Origin of the sequence: Thermophilibacter provencensis (assembly GCF_030372065.1) — a bacterium.
Lineage (GTDB): Bacteria > Actinomycetota > Coriobacteriia > Coriobacteriales > Atopobiaceae > Thermophilibacter > Thermophilibacter provencensis_A.
In genome coordinates this window covers 1-1,419 of the sequence record NZ_JAUDEA010000033.1, presented here as the reverse complement: position 1 = coordinate 1,419, position 1,419 = coordinate 1, and the positions used below count along the sequence as shown (strand labels likewise).

Sequence of the window (1,419 nt, the reverse complement as noted above, 5' to 3'; positions counted from 1 at the left end):
AGTAGCGTCACGAAAAGTGGTGTAAGGGCCTCCCCGCGGGGGTGAGCCTCCCCGCCGATACTACGCCGCCCTCAGCTTCCTGTCGAACGCCTCGCCCACGAGCCTGAGAACCCTCTCCGCCCCTCCCGGCTCCTCGGGCAGCGGCTCGCGCTCGTAGCCCTCGGCCAGGGTCCTGGGGTCGATGAAGTTCGTCGCCGAGAGCCATGCGTCGTTCTGGTCGCAGCACACCGCCCCGACGAGCCTCACCAGCGACTCCCTGGAGGGGAACACCTGCACGACCCTCGTGCGGCGCTTGATCTCGCAGTTCATGCGCTCGCAGACGTTGTTCGTCCTGACCCACACCGCGTGCTCGCGCGGGAAGTCCAGGTACGCCAGGGCGGACGGGGCCGCCCCCTCGAGCAGCTCGGCCCCGCGGGGGTCGGCGGCGGCGAGCAGCTCGCACGCCCGCCGGTAGCCCGCGCGCACGAGCGCCGGGTCGCGCTCCGACAGGGCGGCCTTGAGCGCCGCGACGGCGGCGTCCCCGACGTCGCGCCTGCGGCAGCGGTCCCGGACGTTGCGCTCGAGGTGGGCGACGCAGCGCTGCCACGCGGCGCCGACGAGCACCTCGCGGACGGCGCGGGCCAGCCCCTCGTGCGCGTCGGAGGTCACGAGGCGCACGCCCGAGAGCCCGCGGCGGCGCAGGCCCAGCAGGAAGTCCCTCCACGACAGGTAGGACTCCGCGTCGACGCACGCGAGGCCGACGACCCTCCTGCGGCCCGAGAGCGAGCAGGCCACGGCGGTGACCAGCGCGGTCGACCGGGCCGCGCCGGCCTCCCGGCAGGGCACGTAGGTCGCGTCGAGCCACAGGTACGGCCAGCTCGCGGAGGACAGGTCGCAGCCCCTGAGCTCGGCGACCTCCTCGTCGAGCCCGGCGCACAGCCTCGACACGCGGCTCCTGCTCATCGACTCGACGCCCATCTCGGCGGCGACCGCCTCGACCTTCCTGGTGGAGACCCCGGCGGCCCACATGTCGCAGATCGCCGAGGCCAGCGCCGTGTCGGTGCGCGACCACCTCGACACGACGTCCTCGGGGAAGTAGCTGCCCTCGCGCAGCTTGGGTATCCTGAGCGTCACCGTCCCGACGCAGGTGTCGAGCGAGCGCTCCCGGTAGCCGTTGCGCGGAACCCCGAGCTCGGAGGCCTGCTCGTCCATCGCGGCGTTGAGCAGCCCCTCCAGCAGCGACCTCAGCGCCGCGTTGATGTCGATCGTGCCGTCGGCGCGGGTGCCGGCCGCGGCCAGCGCCTCCTCGTGTACAGTTTCCATTGCGGCCGTCCTTTCTCGCGAATCTGACGTTGTGGTGACTCACGATTCTAGGGGGGCGGCCGCGCCCGTGAGGGCGACGGTCGCCTGGCCGATTACACCAAGTTTCGGGACGCGTCC

1 protein-coding gene is annotated in these 1,419 nt (G+C 72.7%); it reads right to left on the bottom strand.

All coding sequences use genetic code 11. The features are described from left to right. Positions 1–60: 60 nt before the first annotated feature. Positions 61–1,302, bottom strand: coding sequence for an IS256 family transposase (locus tag QUW25_RS09950; RefSeq protein ID WP_289512062.1), 1,242 nt, complete (start codon positions 1,300–1,302; stop codon positions 61–63). Between the last annotated feature and the right edge of the window lie 117 nt (positions 1,303–1,419).